This window comes from Desulfomarina profundi (assembly GCF_019703855.1).
Taxonomy (GTDB): Bacteria; Desulfobacterota; Desulfobulbia; order Desulfobulbales; family Desulfocapsaceae; genus Desulfomarina; species Desulfomarina profundi.
On the sequence record NZ_AP024086.1, the window covers coordinates 1093849 to 1111802 of the forward strand.

Sequence of the window (17954 nt, forward strand, 5' to 3'; positions counted from 1 at the left end):
AAAACAGGTAAGGTGCGTCTCCGAATTTGCAAAAACCTCAATCATGCAGGATTGGGGCAGCATTACCTTTACGTTTAAAAAATCCCGGAGAGCCTGCCGCCGATGATTCTTGATACCATTGTAGAAACAAAGAAAAAAGAAGTTGCTTCTCTGAAAGAAGAGGGCATTCGACTACCCTCTTCTTTCAGAGAAAATAAGATTGAACCTCCCCGAGGATTCCGAAATGCATTGGTTTCCTCTCCCGTCGTTTCTATTATCGCCGAGGTAAAAAAAGCCTCTCCATCCAAGGGTGTTATCAGTGAGAATTTTGAGCCTGTTCGAATTGCTGAAAATTATGAGAAAAATGGTGCAGCAGCTGTCTCAGTGCTCACCGACGTTGATTATTTCCAGGGTTCACTGCTCTATCTCCTGCAGGTGCGGCACAGTGTGAAATTACCGGTATTAAGAAAAGATTTTATAATAGATGAGGTGCAGATCAGAGAGGCTGCTGTGCATGGTGCTGATGCCGTTTTGCTGATAGCATCCATCCTTGACCTGTCGAGGCTACAGGAATTTCGATTGTGTGCTGCGGAATACGGAATGGATTCCCTGGTGGAAGTTCACAATGAAAAAGAAACGGAACTGGCCGTTGAATCCGGAGCTGATCTGATCGGTATAAATAACAGGAACCTGAAAAATTTCTCCATGGATCTGGAAACTACTTTTCGTCTGAAAAAAATGATTCCTGCTGAGATTCCTGTTGTCAGTGAGTCCGGGTTGCGAACTGCCGAGGATATTGTCCGTCTCAGAGAAGCTGGAGTAAGTGCTGCCCTGATTGGTGAAGCTCTGATGCGGGCGGGGAGTGATTCCGGGTTGTTACGGGAGCTGAGAAGAGAGTGAATTCTGTTTCCAGAACAAGGGTAAAGATGTGCGGTACGACCCGACTGGAAGATGCCGCAGCTGCTGTGCGTTATGGTGTTGATGCCCTTGGATTTATTCTCTACGCTCCCAGTCCCCGGTATGTCTCTGTCAAACAGGCTAAAAAGATCTGTGATACCCTGCCTCCTTTTGTCGACCGGGTGGGAGTCGTGGTGAATGAAAAACCTGAACGGCTCGTTTCTCTGGTTGAAGCGGTCGGGTTTACCCATCTGCAGCTTCATGGTGAAGAGTCGGTACACTACTGTGAGCAGCTCAGGGAGAATCTTCCCCACGTTAAACTGTTAAAGGCCTTCCGGGTGGGGGAATTATCCGTGATGGAGAATTTTACTCCCTATGAAGACTGTGTGGACGGCTTTCTTCTGGATACCTGGGTCAAGGGGGAGAAGGGAGGAACGGGGAAAACATTTGACTGGTCCATAATCAGAAGACTGGTTTTACGTCTTCCTGTTGTGCTTGCCGGAGGATTGAATAGAGAAAATATCGGTGCTGCAATAGCTTCGGTAAATCCTTATGCTGTAGATCTCAATTCAGGTGTGGAGAGTGCGCCGGGGATAAAAGATCATCAGTTATTAAAACAGGTAATGGGGCAGATAGTCAGCGGGCGATGATAAACGCCCCTTGTATCCATAATCATGCAGGGCTTTTTCGGCTCTCTTTGCATTTTTCAGGGTTGCTCCCACATAAACCTGGACCCGGTAGAGTATCGACAGGGGGCCATAGTATTTCTGGATTACCGTTGTATGCCCAGCGTCGGTAAACCTTTTCTGCAGTTTCAAGGCATTAATCTTGTGGGCAAAGGCGCCAATCTGCACATAGAATTCTCCGGAATTGAAATCAGGATATGAAGATCTTTTTTCAGACAAAGCAACAATTTTGACCCTGGCAACCCCTTCACTTACCAAGCCTATTTTTTTGGCGGCCTTATAACTCAGGTCAATAATTCTTCCACGAATGAACGGTCCCCGGTCATTGACCCGCACCACGGTTTCCCTGCCGTTGTGCAGGTTCCTGACCAGCAGCATGGTATTCATCGGCAGGGTTTTGTGGGCGGCTGTCATGGAATACATATTGTATATTTCACCGTTGGAAGTCCTGCGGCCATGAAAATCTCGGCCATACCACGAAGCAAGGCCCGTCTGTATAAATCCAGAGGCGGAGGGGATGGGATAATACCGTTTGGCATTGATCACATAGGGTTTCTGGGTGTGATGGCGGCGAGTGGCGGACTCCCCCTGGTCTGTCAGCCAGAGAGAACAGAAAAGGATCAGGAAAAATGTAATCCGAAAAATATGTTGCCTACCTCCGTATTGTCGACTGAAATTATTGCTGGCTGGTTTCATTTTTTAGAAAGGTGCTGATACGGTTTTTGTAGAAGAGTCCGGCTGCACCGGTCGTATGAGGTGTATAGGGGCGTCGTCCATTATGTTTTGAGTTGGCTTTTTGCGAGTCAACGCGAACCTCCTCCTCTTCATCAATCCATGATAAAAAGTAATCAAGTACAGGTCTTACCGTTGTGAGTGTACCATTTTTGCCGCGGCCAAGCAAAATCGGTCGCCAGCGGCGCATGGTATATCCCCTGTACCAGAGTCCGGTTTGTTGCCGGCCCGTAATCTTGTCTGTCATAGCCGGAGGCAGTTCATCCCTGTCAAAATCGGTATTGTTGGTCAATATCTTTTCTATTTCTGAACTACCCTGGTTGGTGAGATAAATCCAGGGTTCAAATTCATCTGTATCTGAACGGAGAAAATGTTTACCGAAATCATTAAAACTCCATTGGGCATGGCAGACCTGGCAGGATATGGCTTTGAGTTTTGTTCTGTCATGCTTCTGAAAATGGGCCTGGTTATGCAGGAGGGGAAGGTTGTGGATCTTGCCCCTGTCAGAGAACAGAAAATAACCGTTGTCCTTTTTTGTTATCCTGGGTGGCAATGTTTTATCAAGCAGTGTCTTCCAGTGACAATCTGCACAGGTCGTGATTTTCTGTTGGTCACCTACGGCCATCAGGGATGAACCGGAATGGCAGTCAATACAGAGCAGACCTCGTTTTTGATGAATATCAGGCTGTAGCTGGTGGAATTCAAGACCATAGGGTCTTGGTTGAGGATCATCTGTTTTGTACGGGGTACGATATTCATTGTTGAAATCATGTTCAAACCGGCCGTAATAATCGGCACCGACCCTGTTGCCATAATGACAGGACAAGCAGTTTTTATCAGATGGACTGCTGAAAATATGGGAGAAACTGTCGTTTTCACGCTGGAGGTGGCACGCGGCACATCCTGTTCCCCTGCGGGTTGCAGGATAATTATCACCTGCGGAATAAGGATGGCATCTGAAACATCTTCGTCGCAGGAGATCATCGGCCAGATCAAGAGTTGTTTGGATAGTATCGTGTTGAGGTGTTTCAAGAAAGGAGTCCAGTTGAATTTCTGAGCCGAAAGCCTGTCTGAAAAGGTTTGTGCTTTTTTTCAGGGTGAAATGGAGGGAGTGGCGCACGTCTTTCACTGCATCTTCATGACATCCGCCGCAACGCTTTTTCATATGGTCAGGATGAGACGGTTGGCGAACCATATTGAAGTGAGCCACATCTTTCCTGGCGCTGCTACTGTCTCCGTCATGACAGGTAGTGCAGCCGATTCGATGATCCCTGTCAAGGTTGATGGAGTGACAGGTTTTGCAATTGTTTTTGCCCTGTTGAAGCTGACGGTCATTTCTGCAGCCCCAAAAGCCGGAAAAAAAAATCAGAAGGATGAGCGGCAGCAGGAAGTGGCTGTATGATGATCCGCTTTTCATTGTTATTCCAGAAAATTTTCGACCTCAAGCTGGTCTGAAAATAGTAAGTATATTTGTTGAACCTAAATCCTGCAATTGGCAAGTTTTCGGAGATGCGAGGCATCAAGGGCGCAGACGTATTAACATACTTCAAGCACTTGATAACGAAGCAGATTCGATAAAATTGCCAATCCCCAGGGCAAGGGAATAAAGAAAAAACAATCTCACTCTGATAGTGAGTAGTATAGCCCCTACTGTGATACAGATAACTATCTGTTTATACAGTATAAATATTTTTTCTTTATTCCCGAAGTGCAGGATTTAGGTTGAATATAATTGGTTTTATAATAAGCTTCTTATAAAAAACATATTCTACATAGAATATCCACATGTTCAATACTGGCAAGAATGGAAATTCAAGGTAATGGTTGAATTTTCACCGATTACCTGATATATAGGCGTACTGATTTTGTCCGTTCCGGAACAGGTCACCTGCCAGCATAGCTCAGTTGGTAGAGCGGCGCTCTCGTAAAGCGCAGGCCAGCGGTTCGATCCCGCTTGCTGGCTCCAAAAAAAAAAAAGGATTTGCAGCTGAAGCTGTAAATCCTTTTTTTGCTCGGTACTGCGGCCAAAAAAAGAGGGACAACCGGAAAACCGGCTGCCCCGAAAACTCAAAATAAAGCCGGATTTCTCATCAGTTCAGGCTGTGCCAGGTTTAAAGTTTTTTTTACAGTAAACAACAGTCTCCTGTGTTTACGGTAACTATACTGAAAAATCGACGATCCCTGGATATTGATGAGAAATGCAGGTTAGAGCTTTGTAACGTTTTGGGCGGCGGGGCCTTTCTGTCCGTCGACAACATCAAAGCTGACTCGTTCGCCTTCATCGAGGGATTTAAAACCGTCTGCCTGGATGGCGGAATGATGAACGAAAACATCCTGACCTCCATCCTGCTCGATAAAGCCAAAACCTTTTGCGTCATTAAACCATTTTACTGTTCCATCTGCCATTGCTGATACTCCTGTGTGTTTGGGATTTTGTTTTCCCGTTTTGTGAATTGCCGAAAACCGACTGTGGTCTCCCGGCTTCAGCCGTATTGTCGGCTGAATGTGCTGTTACACCTCTTCCTGGGGAAGACGTGTGACTGAAATATATTTATTTGTAATTATTTATTTTTAAATAAAGAAAAGGTAGTCTTCTGCATTCAGCTGTTACCTGCGGCGTTTACCTTTTTTCTGTGGCTTGGCCTCATTGCAGACAAGCTGCCTGTGCCTGTATTCTTTCTTGTTGAGCGTCTCCATCGCCCGATGACCTTCAGACCTTGTGGCCATTTCCACGAAGGCAAAACCCTTCGAGCGACCTGAGAAATGGTCTATCACCAGACTCGCATTAACCACCTCTCCATAGGTACTGAAAAGTTCAAGAACTTCCGGCTCTGTGATGTCATAAGGTAAATTACCGATAAAAAGTTTCACTCTGCTTCTCCATGGGTTGTGATCGGCCAGAGTCTTTATCGGCATCAGGACTGCAGGAAAACTGCAGAAGGGGTGACGAGTAATACTTTGCTTGATCTGATTTACAATGATTAACCAAATTAAAATAATACCTATTAACTGAAAAAGCAAGCTTTTGTTTTTATTCTTTCCCAGGTGAAAAACTTTTCTCAATATCAGTGGTCTCTTTGGCCACTGTGTCAACATTATGATGCCTTTCATTTTCGAAGCGCAGGATCCAGGTGGTACCTGACGCCACCTGAACTGATGAGAAATGCAGGATTCAGGTGGTAAAAAAAATAGCGGTTACATGAAAAAAATATTGAAAAAATAAATTCATTCTGCAGCCCTTGAAAAATCGGGGTGTTCCGGGAAAAGCCACTATATGTTGTAGAATGGCCTTGAGCACTGTATAAATGTAGTGTATATACGGTTGGGAATGATTCATGACTATTGAATTTTCCCGCCTGATGATTTTTAAATTTGACAGTGATTTTTCAAGGTCCGCGGAACGGAGTGGCTGTCATGGTTTCCGGGTTGATATATGGCGTTTATTGCCGATTATAAAGTAAGAGGTTTTTATGACACCTGATATGAAGAAACAAGTTTTAACAAGTACTGCTGAAACCGTGCTGGCAAGGCGGTATTATTTAAAAGATTCCAGTGGGAAATGTGTTGAGACATGGGAGACCCTTGCCCGTCGGGTGGCTGACTGTGTGGCCGCGGTTGATAAGGATCCCGAATATCATGAGCAGTTACGTGATAATTTCTTTGATATGATATATCATATGGATTTTCTGCCTAATTCTCCCTGTCTGATGAATGCCGGAACTGATATCGGTCAGCTTTCTGCCTGTTTTGTTCTACCGATTGAGGACTCCATGGATGGAATATTTACGGCAATTCGCAATGGAGCGCTGGTGCATAAAACCGGTGGGGGAACAGGTTATTCTTTTTCCCGGCTGCGGTCCAAAAATGCTTCTGTCCGATCCACCCAGGGTGTGGCTTCCGGGCCTCTTTCCTTTGCTGCTGTTTTTGATGCAGCAACCGAAACAATCAAGCAGGGAGGCAAAAGACGCGGGGCCAATATGGGGGTGCTGCGCATTGATCATCCGGATATTATGGATTTTATATCTGCCAAGGAAGATCAGAGTAAATTCAATAATTTCAATTTCAGTGTCGCTGTAACTGATATTTTCATGCAGGCTCTGGAGGATGATGATGAGTACGACCTCATTGAGCCATCCAATGGAAAAGTGGTCCGACAGCTCAATGCACGGGTTGTTTTTGATAAAATTATTGATCTTGCCTACCATAATGGTGAACCGGGTGTTCTTTTTATCGATACGGCAAACAGGGACAACAGTACACCACAGCTTGGGGATTTCGAAGCAACCAATCCCTGCGGCGAGCAGTGGCTGCTGCCATATGAGAGCTGTAATCTCGGGTCCGTGAATCTTGCCAGGTTTGTGAAGGAAGGCAAGATTGATTTTGACAGGTTGAGGAAGATTGTTGAAAATGCAACTGTTTTTCTCGATAATGTTATTGATTGTAATCGTTTTCCCATTCCTGAAATACAGGAAATGACCCTGCAGACCAGGAAGATTGGTATGGGTATCATGGGCCTCCATGATTTACTGATTCAGCTTGCAATTCCGTATGGCAGTGAAGAGGGCAGACGGGTTTCAGGAGAGTTGATGCAGTTTATCCGTGATGTGGCAGAAGAACGTTCCATTCGACTCGCCGAAGAGAAAGGGCCTTTTCCCGCCTATGACGGTTTAGTGAATGCTTATCCACCCAGGCGTAATGCCGCATTGACTTCGATCCAGCCCACGGGTACGGTTTCCATGATCGCTGACTGTGCATCGGGGTGTGAACCTTATTTCTCCATTGTCATGGTCAAACATGTGATGGATGATGATCGCCTGATCATGGTCAATAAACATTTTGAGGAGGTTGCGAGAAAAGAAGGTTTTTATTCAGAAGAACTGATGAGTAAGGTTGCCGACTCAGGGACTGTCATGGGCCATGTTGAGATACCTGAAAAATGGCAGGCCGTTTTCTGTACAGCCCAGGATATCGCCCCTGAAGACCATATCAGGATGCAGAGTGTGTTACAAAAAAACGGTGTTGATTCTTCTATTTCAAAAACCATAAATCTGCCGTCCGATGCCACAAGGGATGATGTTGAATTTGCCTATCTGACCGGATACCGGCTTGGCTGTAAGGGGCTGACCGTTTACAGGGACGGTTCGCGTGATTCCCAGGTTCTTAATACCAAGGCATCTTCGGAAGAAGAAAAGATGGCCATGGTTTCCGAACACGGTCCCACCAAACGGATTCTCCCGGATACGCTGGATGCCAAACGATACCGGGTGAAGGATCAGCACCAGAAATCGGTGTATATAATTGTCTGTTTTGACGAAAATGAGAAACCGATGGAGGTTTTTGCAAAATTCCCCTTTGATAACCGTGTTGATCTGAAAGATAAATCCACCATGTGGACAACCACCTGTCGGCTGGTCTCCCTGGCTCTGCGTTTTAATGTGCCCATGGATGAAATTATCAAACAGCTGGATCGATCCAGTGGACATATGCTTGATCTTCCAGCTCAATTGAGTAAACTGTTCAAATCGTTTATGGCCGGAACGCAAAAAGGGTTTGCTTCTACTTGTCCGGAGTGCACCGGGGCTCTTCGTTTTGAGGAGGGGTGCGAGACATGCCATGACTGTGGTTACAGTAAATGCTCATAGTTCGTAAGTGATCAGGGGCACCGCACATTCGCACATTCGCACGGTCGCGACTGGCCGCATAGCTCGCATTTCTCATGAACATTGTGTCAATTTTGAGATTAGCTGTAGAATACAAATAATTAGCCAACTATCAGTAGTCGAACAAAATTGACACAATGTTCACCCAAGGTCAGCCCAGGCGACGCCATCTTCTACAATATTTCAACAGTAAAGATAGGCCACTATTATTTACTGTTGAAAATTTTGTAGCTGACGCCGCCTGAACTGATGAAAAATGCGGGATAGGGGGCTATAGCGGGGCCAGTCACGCCTGCACGAATCTACGGCACCCCTGATCACTTACAGGGTTAATGTAGATGAAAACACAGAGTTACTCCTGTGACCAGTTATCATAGTTCTATGTTTATAAGTAAATGCTTATGGGTTCAGATTAAAACCTGAATCCTGCAATTCTATGGTTCGTATTTTCGGTGAGATTGCCAATTGCAGGGTTGAGGTAAAAAAGATTGACGGAATAAAAAATGGCAAAAATCGGCAGAAATGAAAAGTGTCCTTGTCGCAGCGGAAAAAAATTTAAGCACTGCTGCGCGCGAAAGGAGAGTATTACACAACCTTCCGCATCTCCTGAGGAGCAGTTAAAAGTCACCCTGATGGATGGAGTAAAGGAGATTCAGGAACAGGCTGTCCTCAAGAAGAAGACGGACAGGGAGCTGGGTGTTTTCTTCTTTTATTCGACAGAACAGGGTGATGCCTGGCTCCTTGAAATGACCGATTGTGACTGTGTTCAGGTGGCAGCTGCTGGAAAAGTCCTGGAACCTCCCATTGATGAAAATTCGGAAACAATCGAAATTAACTGGAGCCATATGTTTTCTTTTCGTGACAGGCAGCTTGAACTGACGGCATACAGTGACAAAAGTGTGCAGATCCTGGCGGATGCTCCCAGCCATGGCATACGGGCCGCAATTCGCAGGATACGAAAAAAATTCTCCCGGGATCAGCTCAGCAAAGTCCATCTGCCGGCTCCAGAATCCACCTGAAATCCTGCAATTTACGGGATTCGGAAGAAAGATGAAGTTATCCGGAGTAGACTCAGTTCGTATGGTTCCCATGTTGATCGTCATGGGAACCATTTTTTTTCTCTCCAATCAACCGGGAGATGCCCTGTATATGCCACCTCTCCCCTGGTTTGACAAAGCTGCCCATCTGGTAATATATGCGCTGTTGGCAATTTCTGTCCTTTATGGTTTTTTCCCTTTGCTGAAAGAGAAAAACATCGCGGCAGTAACTCTTTCAGTTGTAGTTTTCTGTGTTCTCTACGGAATCAGCGATGAGTTTCACCAATACTTTATTCCGGGACGTTTCGTCAGTGTCGGTGATATTGCAGCGGATGGGGCGGGTGCGTTGCTGGCCTGCGGCGCCTGGATTTTATGGCGAGCCCTTTTTCAACGATAGGTACGGAAACTGACACCTGAAGCCGTAACGGCTCCAGGTGTCAGTTAAAATGAGGTTACTGTTTCAGTATTTTTGCCATATCTTTGGCGAAATAAGTGATAATAATGTCCGTTCCGGCTCTTCTGATTGACAGCAGTGTTTCTGCCATGACCCGGTCGCCATCAATCCATCCTTTTTCAGCAGCAGCTTTGATCATGGCGTATTCCCCACTGACATGATAGGCAGCGATAGGCAGGTCAAATTCCTCTTTCAGTTTTGCAATAATATCCAGGTAGGCCACAGCCGGTTTAACCATAAGAATATCTGCCCCTTCATCCACATCAAGGGTTGCTTCCCGCAGGGCTTCCCTGCTGTTTGCCGGATCCATCTGGTAACTGCGACGGTCACCGAACTGGGGGGTGCAGTCGGCGGCTTCCCGGAATGGTCCGTAAAAGGCTGACGCATATTTAACCGCGTAGGACATGATGGGAACAGATTCAAAATTATTTTCATCCAGTGCGCCCCTGATTTCAGCAATACGTCCATCCATCATATCCGAGGGTGCAACCATGTCAGCCCCGGCCCGGACATGGGAGAGGGCCGTTTTGGCAAGTATTTCCAGGGTGGCGTCATTATCAACATCCTTGTTGATGATACAGCCGCAGTGACCATGGTCCGTGTATTCGCAGAGACAGACATCGGTTATGACAAGCATCTCGGGGACCTTTTTCTTCAGTTCCCTGATAGCGGTCTGGATAATGCCGTCTTTCTGGTGTGCGCCGCTCCCCATGGCATCCTTTTTTTCGGGCAGGCCGAAGAGGATAACGCTGTTAATCCCCAGGGCCAGACATTCTTCGGCCTCCTTTTTCAACTTGTCCACTGTAACCCTGTATACTCCAGGCATGGAAATAATCTCTTCTTTTCTGTTTTTTCCGGGCATGATAAAGAGAGGATAAACAAGTTGTGCTGCGGATAATCTTGTCTCCCTGATAAGGGCACGAAAACTGCTGTTTTTACGGAGTCGTCTTGGTCTGTATTCTGGAAAAAGCATATTGATTCCTTGTGGATTGAGTTGGTTTATCTGAACAGGTGAGAAAAAGGGTTTAAATTATTTCATAAGATTTTAATTTTTTGTGCAGGTGGCTTCGTTCCAGGCCCACCTGGTCTGCAGTTTTGGAGATATTATGCCCATTGAGGTCAAGTTTCAACCGGAGATATTCCTTTTCAAACATTTTTTTGGCTGTTTTAAAGTCCATATTAAGATAATTACTCAAGGTACTGTTGTTTCCATCGTTTCCATCTATCGGACCGGTCTGGTTACTGCTGAGAAAGAGACGAACCTGATTGTCTGTAATTTTTGGTTCCGGGCACATGATTGCCAGTCGTTCGATAAAATTACGCAGTTCCCTGACATTGCCCGGCCAGCTGTGTTCCATGAGTGCTTTGAGAGCCTTGTCAGTAAAATCCTTGCGTTTCAGTCCTTTTTTTACCAGGTTCAGCATGAGTGATTCAACAAGCATGGGTATGTCTTCCAGTCTTTCCTTGAGCCGGGGAACATGGATGGGAACGACGTTCAGGCGCCAGAACAGGTCTGCCCTGAAATTACCAGCCTCAATTTCCTCCTCCAGGTTTTTATTGGTTGCCGCCAGAACCCGGACGTTGACCTGGATGGTTTTGTTGCCGCCAACCCTCTCAAATTTCTGTTCCTGGAGGATACGTAGTATCTTCGCCTGGGTATTGAGGCTCATATCTCCAATTTCATCCAGAAAGAGGATCCCGCCGTCAGCCTGGTCGAATTTGCCACGTTTACTGGTATGGGCACCGGTAAAAGACCCTTTCTCATGACCGAAAAGTTCAGACTCAATAAGCTCTTCAGGGATGGCCGCGCAGTTGACTTCAATCATCGGCAGATCCCGGGAGAGTGATTTGCGATGAATGGATTGGGCAACCAGTTCCTTGCCGGTACCGTGATCTCCACGAATAAGGACCCAGGCATCGGTAGGGGCAACCATTTCTATCTGTTTTTTAAGGGCGGTGATGACTTCAGACTTGCCTGTGAGAACGGGTTTTTTGCCACTGCCCTGCTTGAGAAGCAGGTTTTCCTGTTCAAGTTTTGCAAAACGCAGGCCGTTGCTGATGGCAAGGATTACCTTGTCATAAGATAGCGGTTTTTCGATAAAATCAAAAGCACCTTTGCGGGTTGCCTGAACGGCGGTTTCAATTGTGCCATGACCTGAGATCATGATGACCGGCATGTTAAATTTTTCCCTGATCTTTTCCAGGGCCGTCATGCCGTCCATATTGTCTCCCAACCAGATATCGAGGAGCACAAGATCGATATTTCTGGTTTCAAGCAGTTCCATACCCTCTTCGGCGGAAGAAGCGCAGATGGAGGAAAAACCTTCGTCTTCAAGTATACCGGACAGTGATTCCTGTATGCTTATTTCGTCATCAATGAGCAGAATACGTTTGTTCATGAAATATTCCTGTTTTCCCGATTGGCTAGGGGGAGCTCTATGACGAACACAGAGCCTGTTGGTTCATTATCCTGGACCCGGATATAGCCATTATGGTCCGAAATGATTGTTGAAACAATGGCAAGGCCGAGTCCCGTACCCGTCTTCTTGGTGGAAAAATATGGTTCAAAAAGTTTCAGTTTATTCTCCTTGGAGATACCTGGCCCATCATCCGCCACCCTGATAAAAACATTTTCCATTTCGTCATCGGGAGAGAGTTCGGTAGTGATTGTGCCGCCATCGCTTAAAACGGCAACACTGTTGTCAATAAGGTTGATAAGACACCTTTTTAATTGCTCCCGGTCAAAACTGAAAACAGGTATCGGTTTGGTTTCAATGCAATTGAAAGTTATATGCTTGTGTGCTTCCTTGTAGAGAATAAGTGTATTTTCCACAAGTTGTGTCAGGTTATTTGGAGATTTCTGTACCTTGGGCATACGGGCAAACTGGGAGAACTCGCTCACCAGTCGTTTCAGTTCATCCACCTGGGTGATAATGGTGTTTGTGCATTTATCAAAAACACTGTTTTGTTCCGCCAGTATTTCCGGGTAGCGTCGTCGCAGTCTCTGGGCCGAGAGTTGAATCGGGGTGAGAGGGTTTTTAATCTCATGGGCAATGCGCCGGGCCACTTCGCGCCATGCGGCAACCCGCTGCATTTTTTCAAGTTTGGTCAGGTTGTCAAAGACCAGGACAAAACCGAGGGGTTCGCCCTCTTCATCTTCAAGCCGGGTGAAGTTCACAAGAAGGGAATAGTTCTTGCCAAGTACATTAAGCCTGATATGCTGCTCAACCGTAATCTTACCCGTATCGTGAAGCTCATCGATGAATCCCTGGACAATAGCTGCCTGGTAAGGGGGGAGAACATCATTGAAGTTGAGGCCTATAAAGAGGGTTTTATCTATGTTCAGGAGGGTTTCGGCAAACCTGTTTATGGTGATGATCTGGCCGGTTTCATCCAGAGAAATAACCCCGGCAGAGACATTCTGGAGAATAATTTCAGTATACCGTCTTCTCTGTTCACTCTCCTGAGAACTCTTCTGCAGTGCCCGGTGAGCCTCGGCCAGTCTTTTATTGCTGGAGTTGAGGTTGATTGTCATCTTGTTGAAAGATTCAACGAGCAACCCCATTTCATCGTTTGATTCATGTTCCATTTTGAACTCAAGATCACCTTCGGCCACACGTCGGGTGGCAAGCACCAGCTGTTCTATCGGTTCTGTAATCCCCCTGGAAATATAGAGACCGAACCAGATGGCGGCAAAAATGATAAGAAGGGTGACAATCAGCAGAATAATCAACAGCCAGAATTTAAACGGTTCCTTGAAGTGTTTCAGCTGTCTGTATCCTTCCAGCCCTCTGGAAATCGTGGTCATTCTGGCAAGCTGGTCATTTTTCACGAGAAGGGAGGTGACAAGAATCCCTTTGCCGAGATTATTACTGCCTATCTGCACTTCGGCAATAGAGCGGACAAGGTCTCCCTTTTTCATTTCCTGAATCAGGGTTTTCTGCCCTTTCTTCTCACGAATTTCCTGGATAACACTGGCTGGAATGGCAGGCAGAATCATGTTGCGGAGTAGTGGACCCCGTACCGCGATTTCCAGGTTTTTGTCATTGGTAATAAGGGTAAGGCCGTCCGGTCCATTGATCGGATTGAAACTGAGTATATTTTCGAGGGTTTTGCTGATCGTCTCGGTAGTATACGAAGAGATATCGAGATTTTTCAGACGGTCGGCGATGCCTTTGTTCATCTGGGTGACCTGATCTTCCTTGTCCCGCAGCAGGGACTGGGCAAGCTGGAGAGATTCTGTCAGTGAGTCCTCGATACTGGCATTGAACCAGTAATCCATACTTGTTGAAACAAACTGAAGTGCAACAAAAAAGAGGAGGATGGTGGGAATCAGGGTCAGGGAAAGAAAGGAGGCGATCAGTTTTGTTTTCAGCTTGTTACCGAGGCGGTTGACCTTTCTTTCAAAGAGCAGTTCCGCCAGATTTCTCAAGACCAGGAAAAGGACAAAAAGAACAAGGAGTACGTTAACATTTATAAGAGCGAAGATGAGGATGTTGTTATCGAAAGGAAGAACATCTTTTTTAAAGAGAAGGCTCTGGATCCAGATGAGGAAAGGGATCAGGAGAATACAGAACAGGATAGCACGTCTGATCAGTCTGCGTTTCTGCTGTCGCTGCTGTTCCGTATATGGTCGTCTTGAACCTTTTTTCTCTGGAATCGTCTGTTCCATTTGACTTATGTCTTTCTCGGTAACCTGTTTAAAATCCCTGGTCTTAAACCTGGATCAGTGGGCGGACGCGCCGCAGGACGACAAGTGTTTTTTGAATCAACTGGATCTTCAGTATATTACTTATGGCAAAATTACAAAGTCGTCACGGTTTCAGGTTAATACCTGAATTCAATTGTCTGCCAGTCGGTTTTTACATCCCACCAGGACAGGAATGGCAGTATATTGTGAAGACTTAAGGGAAGTGTTTTACGGTAAAGATCGGCTTTGATTCTGATTTTATAGAGATTGTCGGGGATGAGCTGTCCCAGCTCCACGACCTTGGCTCCATTTATTTCGTTTATGACTTTCTGTGCTTCGAAAAGTGAACGAAAGGTGTGAGTTTTATTTTTTTCTTCTTCAAGGGTCACCTTGTAGGATTCTTTGAGCGTGTCAAATTCCATTGTATGTTGCAATGTTATGGATGAAATCATTTCGTCCGGCCAGTTTTTCGCAGTTTTATACAGTTCGATATAGAAGGTGAAGTGAAGGGGAATACCACTGTGCAGAACTTCTATCATCTCTGAATTAAAGCTGTTCTTTAATGTTCCAAAAAGAATGAGATGGGTTTCGGAAGTTGTTGCGGTCAGCTCTTCTATGGTTACTGCAGATTTTGAACTGTCATCAGCTGTCAGGTTGGGAATGTGGAAATAAAAGGTAAGAAAAAAAAGCAGACAGAACAAAAATATAAGTGGTTTCAGAGTCATAATTATATATAAAACAAACAGCCGATGGGCCGGATGAGGGTATATTGAATTTGAGGTATGAATAGACCACAATTTACCTGAAATGGCAGGTGTTGTCCATCACTTGACAGGGGAAATTAAATGATAATTGTCGTTGAACATCAGTTCGCACATTTTTCATAAACACTGTGTTCATTTGTAAATAACTCCATCGCTGATCTTGTCGGGTCGGCCATGGGGTGGGAGCTAGTGAAAAAAGGGAAGGAGAAAAAGATGCGTGTAGCAATACCTGCAGTGAATCCGGGAGGTCTGAAAGCTGTCCGATCCGACCATTTCGGTCATTGTGATTTATTTACGGTGATTGATCTGGATGAATCAGGAGAAACAGTCAATATTGAAAATGTTGACAATGGAAAACATGAGGCAGGGGGATGCATGGTTCCGGTGCAGGTTCTGAAAGATGCGGGAGTGGAGGCAATAGTGGTAGGTGGTATGGGGGCCAGACCTATGCAGGGGTTTGCTGAGGCTGGTATTGATGTGTATTTCGCCGATCGAAACAGATTTGTGACCGTGGAAGAGGTACTGTTACAATTTATAAAAAATAAGCTGCCACTTATGCACCCAGATCAGGTTTGCAGGGGATCAGGCAATTGCCACCACTGAGTGGTTGAATTTTTAGGTTGAAGTCTGTATAAAAGGCAGAGAGTAACGAACGTATGTCCATAAATGGCTTTTTCGCCCGCCTTCTTTACCGCTACGAAAAATTTCATTTTCGGACAAAAAGTAACGAATCGTTTTGGAGTTTGTTGTTAAATTCAATCACTGATTATTATGTCACCAAGACCAAAAAAGCTGAGAAGGTGCCGGGGGAAGTTCTGTGGACTTGCCTTTAAACCTACCGGAACGCCCTTAACGGAGCTGGAACAGATACCGCTCCACAGGGATGAACTTGAGGCGTTGCGGTTGTGCGATGGCAAGGGGCTGACCCAGGAGGAAACCGGCAGGAGTATGGGGGTTTCCCGGGGGACTATCCAGCGGATAATTACTGCTGCCAGAAAAAAAACGGCCAGGGCCCTGACTGAAGGAGCAGCCCTCGTCTTTGTCGATGAAGAGGAAAAGGAGTCTTAATTTTCCCCTGAATAGTTTGTTGAACGAACTACCTATTCTCGGATAAGCTCTTGGTGTTGTCGCATCAAAGCGGCTCTGACACTTATTACTTGTCCTTTTTCGTGCCTTTCCTCCATACGACTTGAGCACACAACACAACTATGCGCCTCAAGCCGTGCCTCGCAGCCACAAAAACTCCCGGCGCAATACGGCACAAATTCAGGCTGATGCGAAATCACTAGCGATTATATGTTTTCCCGTGTTTTATCAAAGGTGATTGTCGGCCATTTTTCCATAAAATAATTGAGCATCCACTCACTCTGGGCAAGATAAGTTAAAAATCCCTCTGAGTCTCGGGCAAGAGATGCCTGATTTTTACGTTCAAATTCCGCAAAAGCTTTTTTGTCTTCACAGCGAACCCACCTGGCAGCCTGGTAGTCCACGTTTTCATAGATGGCATCAACTCCATATTCATTTTTCAGGCGTGCCATGGTTACTTCAAACTGGAGAACACCAACTGCACCCATGATATAATCTGAGCCGATAAGGGGGCGAAAAACCTGGATTGCCCCTTCTTCGGCCAATTGTACCAGTCCTTTCTGCAGCTGTTTCATCTTGAGCGGATTTTTCAGAAGTACACGGCGGAAATGCTCTGGGGCAAAATTGGGTATCCCCGTAAATTTCAATTCTTCCTTCGGAGTAAAGGTATCACCGATTTTTATTGTACCATGGTTATGGAGGCCTATAATATCACCAGGCCAGGCTTCCTGGACATTTTCCCGTTCCTGGGCCATGAAAATAGTGGCATTCGCGAGGGTAATATCCTTTCCAAGCCGGTGATGTCTGACTTTCATTCCCCTGGTAAATTTTCCGGAACAGATGCGAAAGAAGGCGATTCTGTCCCGGTGGGCCGGGTTCATATTGGCTTGAATTTTGAAAACAAAACCTGAGAAGGCTTCTTCCGCCGGAGAAACTTCTCTGGTCACGGTTTGCCGAGGCCCCGGGGGAGGGGCCATTTCAACAAAACAATCCAGCATTTCCTGTACACCAAAATTGTTAATGGCGCTGCCGAAGAAGACGGGGGTCTGGCTGGCATTGAGGTAATGATCGTATTCAAACGGATTAGCCGCACCTTCCAGCAGTTCGATATCATCGCGTAGTTCATCCGCCTGTTCTCCAAGCAGCTCATCTACCTTCGGGTCCGAGAGATCTTCAATTAAAAACCCCTGTTCATTGAGTGTAGCCTGGCCAGGGGTAAAGAGATGCAGGGTCTTATGGTGAATATTATAGACACCCTTAAACGTTTTTCCCATACCGATTGGCCAGGAAAGGGGAGTACATTCGATCTGTAGTTTTTCCTCAATTTCTCCCATTATATCCAGCGGGGTCAAACCTTCTCTGTCAAGTTTGTTGATAAAGGTAATGATGGGTGTGTTGCGCATCCTGCAGACTTCCATCAGCTTTTCCGTCTGGTTTTCCACACCCTTGGCACTGTCAATTACCATAATGGCGGAATCTACAGCCGTCAGCACCCTGTAGGTGTCTTCGGAGAAATCCTGGTGACCGGGAGTATCCAGGAGATTAACTTCATAATCCTTGTAGGTGAACTTCATAACCGAGGTGGTAACCGAGATACCACGCTCCTGCTCGATAGCCATCCAGTCACTTGTCGCGTGTCTCTCCACTTTCCGTGATTTGACGGCACCTGCCATATTGATGGCTCCACCGAACAGCAGCAGTTTTTCAGTCAGTGTAGTTTTTCCTGCGTCGGGATGGCTGATAATGCCGAAAGTGCGTCGTCTGGTTATTTCCCTGAGGAGTTGTTTACTCATGGTATTCAAAATATGACTTTAATTTATACAGTGACTTTATTATAAGGACAATGATCCGAAATCATGATCAGTCAGTGTGTAGTCGGAAATGATCTTTTCGCCCGATTTCTGCGTTGTTATGAAAAATAAAAAGTTTACATATGACCAATATGCTATGTTTTTATTTTCCATTCTCC

16 protein-coding genes and 1 tRNA gene are annotated in these 17954 nt (G+C 45.8%); 8 read left to right on the plus strand and 9 right to left on the minus strand.

What is annotated here, in order from left to right; translation table 11 throughout:
* The first annotated feature begins 102 nt into the window (after window positions 1-102).
* Complete coding sequence (trpC, locus tag LO777_RS05100) at window positions 103-879, plus strand: indole-3-glycerol phosphate synthase TrpC (protein WP_228856465.1); 777 nt, start codon at window positions 103-105, stop codon at window positions 877-879.
* Window positions 876-1526: a phosphoribosylanthranilate isomerase gene (locus tag LO777_RS05105; protein WP_228856466.1), complete on the plus strand. Its 651-nt coding sequence runs from the start codon at window positions 876-878 to the stop codon at window positions 1524-1526. Before trpC ends, LO777_RS05105 begins: the two co-directional genes overlap by 4 nt.
* Here LO777_RS05105 and LO777_RS20415 read toward each other — a convergent pair.
* Window positions 1488-2258: a septal ring lytic transglycosylase RlpA family protein gene (locus tag LO777_RS20415; protein WP_329955660.1), complete on the minus strand. Its 771-nt coding sequence runs from the start codon at window positions 2256-2258 to the stop codon at window positions 1488-1490. The two genes, LO777_RS05105 and LO777_RS20415, sit on opposite strands and share 39 nt — an antisense overlap.
* Entirely contained in the window at window positions 2239-3711 is a 1473-nt protein-coding gene (locus tag LO777_RS05120; protein ID WP_228856467.1) for a hypothetical protein, read from the minus strand. The genes LO777_RS20415 and LO777_RS05120 overlap by 20 nt, the downstream gene beginning before the upstream one ends.
* 473 nt (window positions 3712-4184) lie before the next feature.
* Between LO777_RS05120 and LO777_RS05125 the strand changes: the two genes are divergently transcribed.
* Window positions 4185-4260 (plus strand) — tRNA-Thr (locus LO777_RS05125).
* Between the two features lie 239 nt (window positions 4261-4499).
* Here LO777_RS05125 and LO777_RS05130 read toward each other — a convergent pair.
* Window positions 4500-4700 (minus strand): cold-shock protein, encoded by a 201-nt coding sequence (locus tag LO777_RS05130; protein WP_228856468.1) that lies wholly within the window; start codon window positions 4698-4700, stop codon window positions 4500-4502.
* A 201-nt stretch (window positions 4701-4901) separates the two neighbouring features.
* The gene (locus LO777_RS05135) at window positions 4902-5210 is read right to left on the minus strand and encodes an RNA recognition motif domain-containing protein (protein ID WP_228856469.1); all 309 of its coding nucleotides are present in this window, start codon (window positions 5208-5210) and stop codon (window positions 4902-4904) included.
* A 566-nt stretch (window positions 5211-5776) separates the two neighbouring features.
* On the opposite strand from LO777_RS05135, the gene LO777_RS05140 reads away from it, so the two are divergent.
* The 3 genes from LO777_RS05140 to LO777_RS05150 all read left to right on the plus strand — a co-directional run bounded on the left by LO777_RS05140 (window position 5777) and on the right by LO777_RS05150 (window position 9388).
* Complete coding sequence (locus LO777_RS05140; RefSeq protein WP_228856470.1) at window positions 5777-7936, plus strand: adenosylcobalamin-dependent ribonucleoside-diphosphate reductase; 2160 nt, start codon at window positions 5777-5779, stop codon at window positions 7934-7936.
* A gap of 521 nt (window positions 7937-8457) precedes the next feature.
* Window positions 8458-8973, plus strand: a complete 516-nt coding sequence (locus LO777_RS05145; RefSeq protein ID WP_228856471.1) for a YecA family protein — start codon at window positions 8458-8460, stop codon at window positions 8971-8973.
* A gap of 31 nt (window positions 8974-9004) precedes the next feature.
* Window positions 9005-9388, plus strand: coding sequence for a VanZ family protein (locus tag LO777_RS05150; protein ID WP_228856472.1), 384 nt, complete (start codon window positions 9005-9007; stop codon window positions 9386-9388).
* Between the two features lie 55 nt (window positions 9389-9443).
* Here LO777_RS05150 and hemB read toward each other — a convergent pair whose 3' ends face one another.
* From hemB to LO777_RS05170, 4 genes are all read right to left on the minus strand, one after another.
* Window positions 9444-10418 (minus strand): porphobilinogen synthase, encoded by a 975-nt coding sequence (hemB, locus tag LO777_RS05155; RefSeq protein ID WP_228856473.1) that lies wholly within the window; start codon window positions 10416-10418, stop codon window positions 9444-9446.
* Between the two features lie 52 nt (window positions 10419-10470).
* A complete protein-coding gene (locus LO777_RS05160; protein ID WP_228856474.1) occupies window positions 10471-11844 on the minus strand; it encodes a sigma-54-dependent transcriptional regulator in 1374 nt (457 codons plus the stop codon).
* On the minus strand, window positions 11841-14117 hold the full coding sequence (locus LO777_RS05165; RefSeq protein ID WP_228856475.1) for a sensor histidine kinase: 2277 nt from the start codon (window positions 14115-14117) through the stop codon (window positions 11841-11843). The genes LO777_RS05160 and LO777_RS05165 overlap by 4 nt, the downstream gene beginning before the upstream one ends.
* A gap of 155 nt (window positions 14118-14272) precedes the next feature.
* Window positions 14273-14860, minus strand: coding sequence for a DUF4390 domain-containing protein (locus LO777_RS05170; protein ID WP_228856476.1), 588 nt, complete (start codon window positions 14858-14860; stop codon window positions 14273-14275).
* Between the two features lie 252 nt (window positions 14861-15112).
* Here LO777_RS05170 and LO777_RS05175 point away from each other — a divergent pair, with 252 nt between their 5' ends.
* Window positions 15113-15502: a NifB/NifX family molybdenum-iron cluster-binding protein gene (locus LO777_RS05175; protein WP_228856477.1), complete on the plus strand. Its 390-nt coding sequence runs from the start codon at window positions 15113-15115 to the stop codon at window positions 15500-15502.
* A 168-nt stretch (window positions 15503-15670) separates the two neighbouring features.
* Complete coding sequence (locus LO777_RS05180; RefSeq protein WP_228856478.1) at window positions 15671-15967, plus strand: DUF134 domain-containing protein; 297 nt, start codon at window positions 15671-15673, stop codon at window positions 15965-15967.
* Window positions 15968-16191: 224 nt separating this feature from the next.
* Here LO777_RS05180 and LO777_RS05185 read toward each other — a convergent pair whose 3' ends face one another.
* On the minus strand, window positions 16192-17778 hold the full coding sequence (locus tag LO777_RS05185; protein WP_228856479.1) for a peptide chain release factor 3: 1587 nt from the start codon (window positions 17776-17778) through the stop codon (window positions 16192-16194).
* Window positions 17779-17954: the final 176 nt, after the last annotated feature.